Below are 3,141 nucleotides of genomic sequence, written 5' to 3'. Positions count from 1 at the left end.
AATTCCCCAGATGCTGCCGTGAACTGACTGGAGGGTCGCCCTGTGTCAGTCCCACCACAGCACGAGAAGAAGGCGCCGTTGGGAGGCGTCACGGTAGAACTCTCGCAGGGCATTGAAGTGTCCGAGCAGGTACTTCCTCAGGCCGCCGACGATCCTGTCCGCCCCATCGCCGATCAAGGAAGCGGCCTCTCTTTCGTCGGTCGGCAGGGTGTCCAGGAGGGCGGGAAAGTCGATCTGCCAGAGCAGGTCTGAGACGCGAGCCACTTGAGCCGCGGAGAGGGCCGTGGGAGCGGATCCGAAGGGGCCGATGGCATGCGGGTGCGTGTTGAGGAAGCCGAGGTCGATTGCGGTGTCGCCCTCGGTGGACTGTCGCAGAGCGTTCAGGTGGACGTCATCGAGACCTGCCAGTTCGCAGATCCGTTCGAGCAGAGTCGGCGCCCAGTCCAGGTCCAGGATGTCCGCCGTGGGCGGATCCCAGTGAGGATCTCCATCCAGTGATTCGCCAGCTGACTGGCGGCGGGAGGCGAGATACTCCGCTGAGATGCGGGCAAGTTGTTGAGTGACGGCCATGACGGAAGTATCCCGACGGCGTCCACCGGTTTTCCCTACTTGGTCTTGTCGGTGGGGTTCTTGGGGCGCTTGTTGGGGCGGTAGCTGGGGCCGTTCATGATGACCTGGTGGCTGGTGTTGATCAGTCGGTCCAGGAGGGATTCGGCGACGACGGGGTTGGGGAAGAGCGGATACCAGTCGCTGGGTGCCCGGTTGCTGGTGATGATCAGGGACCTGCCCTGCCGTTCGCTGACCAGTTCGTAGAGGTCATCGGCCTGGGCCGCGCCGAGCTGGCGCATGGCGAAGTCGTCGAGGATGAGCACGTCGGGCCGTACCAGTTCACGGATCCGCTTGTCCCAGGTGCGGTCCGCGTGGCCGCCGGCGAGGTCGGCGAGGATCCGGCTGGTCTTGGCGAAGCGGACGTGGGCGCCCTGGCGGACGGCGAGGTGGCCGAGGGCCTGGGCGACGTGTGTCTTTCCGACCCCGACCGGTCCGAAGAGGATGACCGACTCGCCGGAGTGGAGCCAGCGCAGGGCCCCGAGGTCGCGGATCTGGGCGGCCGGGAGCTTCGAGGAGGCGGTGAAGTCGAACTCTTCCAGGGTGACCTGCTGCTCGAACTTCGCCCGGGTCAGGCGCCGTTGGAAGGCGACGGTCTCGCGGCGGGTGATCTCGTCCTGGCAGAGGACCTGCAGGAAGTCGAGGTGGCCGAGTTCGCCGCCGTGGGCCTGGGCAAGGCGGGCATCGAGGGTTTCCAGCATCCCCGAGAGCCGCAGCGACTTCAGCGACTCGCGCAGGGCAGAATCCATCACGCTCATCAGATGCTTCCCTCAGCTTCGCCGTGGACCTGGTCGTCGTGGAGTTCATCCGCCGTCTCGGACGGGGCGACGGAGGCGAACAGCCGCTTGGGCCCGTGGAGGAATGCGGCGGCTCCCGCGTCCCCGCTCGATTCGGGCTCCGGATCGGTCTCTGTGCCGGCGATCAGGATGCCCTTGATGGTGCGGTAGGACGGGTCTCCGACCGTGATGGCCCTCGCGCAGGCGGCCTCCAGCCTCGCGTCGCCGTACTTCTTCCTCAGCCCGAGGATCCCCTGGGCGGCGCGGAGCCGGTAGAGCGCGTTGACCTCCAGCAGCTGGTCGACCACGGTCCGGCAGGCGTCCCCGACCTCGGATGCCTGGGTCCGGCACCAGATCGGCGTGCGCATCTGGAAGGCGATCTTCTCCGGCGGGTAGTCGCTCCTGTCGGTGCGTTTTCCCTGCTCAAGCGCCACGTGGGTCTTGACCAGGTCGCCGTCGAGGAAGACCTGCACCATCGTGGCGGTCGAGCGGACATCGACCCGGCGGCCGATCAGTTTCCAGGGAACCGAGTAGAGGGTGCGGCCGACCTTGACGTGGATGTCCGGCCCGACCACCGCCGTCGACCAACGGGCCAGCACGAACGCAGTGGCTGGCAGAGGCAGCAAGGTCTCTGCTTCGATCGCCTCGAACACCGCCATCGGGGCGGCCCCCTGCAACGGCCGGCACTGCCGCCGGCCCGCCACCTTCTGGCTCCAGGTCACAGCCTCGGCCTGCATGTGCTCGATCGAGGTGAACTCCCGACCGCGCCAGAACGAGTCCCGGATGTAGGGCATCGGCCGCTCGACCCGCGGCTTGTCCTTGGGCCGGGCCGCTCGGGCCGGATCGACCAGGGCGCCGTAGTGGGTGGCGAGCTCGGCATACGCCTTGTTGATCTTCGGATCGTAGAGATCGGGCTTGTCGACCCCGGTCCGCAGGTTGTCCGGCACCAGTCGTCGCGGGACGCCCCCGAAGTAGCGGAAGGCGGCGACGTGGGCCTCGGTCCAGGCGTGCTGGTGCAGATAGAGGACCGGGCGGACGAACATGTGCCGCGAGCACGGCAGCACCATCACAAAGGCCCAGATCCGGTGCCGCTTGCCGGTCTTCGGATTGGTCCACTGGCCAAGGTGGCCGTAGTCGATCTGGGCCTCCGAGCCCGGTTCGACGTCATCGCGCAAGACCGTGACCTGCGACCTTGTCGTCTCATCGGGGAGCGTGGCGTGCACCCAGCGGCGGAACGAGGAGATCGACACGTCCAGCTTGTACTCGTCCCGCAGCCGCTGGTGGATCGTCGAGACGGTCACCGTCCCCAGCAGGTTCTTGATGTAGTCGCGGTGCTGGTCGATGTCGGGCCAGGTGATCTGCCGCAGCCGCCGGTCAGCGAGTTCGGGGAACCAGCTCATGATCAGCTTGGCCCAGTCGGCCTCCCGCATCGGCGGCCCGCCCGGCGTGATCCCGGACGCCTCCGCCGGCTCCAGGTACTTCCTGATCGTCTTGCGGTCCACCCCCAGCGAAGCGGCCAGCTCGCTCTTCGAGCGACCCGCGTACCAGTGGACGTAGATCTCCGTGATGTCGACCACGACGAACGTTCTCCTTGCCATCCGGGCTGACCATCGGCCTTCCGAACCACAGGCCCAGGGCCGCCCACGCGCCTCCGCGATGACCAGGTCCCTCGATCCCGAACTCCGTCGTACCCATGGCCAATTAGGAGAAGTCGGGATGAGGAATTACATGACGCTCAAACCACCCGAGATGGGGAAAA

General features: G+C 66.9%; 3 protein-coding genes. All 3 read right to left on the bottom strand.

Annotated elements, in window-relative coordinates; translation table 11 throughout:
- Positions 1-45: 45 nt before the first annotated feature.
- Genes NLX94_RS38610 through istA form a run of 3 tightly spaced genes read right to left on the bottom strand, consistent with a single transcriptional unit; the run spans position 46 to position 2,959 of the window.
- Complete coding sequence (locus NLX94_RS38610) at positions 46-570, bottom strand: YfbM family protein (RefSeq protein WP_254387976.1); 525 nt, start codon at positions 568-570, stop codon at positions 46-48.
- A gap of 35 nt (positions 571-605) precedes the next feature.
- Complete coding sequence (gene istB, locus NLX94_RS38605) at positions 606-1,364, bottom strand: IS21-like element helper ATPase IstB (protein WP_254387975.1); 759 nt, start codon at positions 1,362-1,364, stop codon at positions 606-608.
- Positions 1,364-2,959, bottom strand: coding sequence for an IS21 family transposase (istA, locus tag NLX94_RS38600; RefSeq protein ID WP_254387974.1), 1,596 nt, complete (start codon positions 2,957-2,959; stop codon positions 1,364-1,366). The genes istB and istA overlap by 1 nt, the downstream gene beginning before the upstream one ends.
- Between the last annotated feature and the right edge of the window lie 182 nt (positions 2,960-3,141).

Origin of the sequence: Streptomyces sp. TBY4, from assembly GCF_024213195.1 — a bacterium.
Taxonomy (GTDB): Bacteria; Actinomycetota; Actinomycetes; order Streptomycetales; family Streptomycetaceae; genus Streptomyces.
Note: the sequence above shows the minus strand (reverse complement) of the source record. Positions and strands in the feature narration are given on the sequence as shown.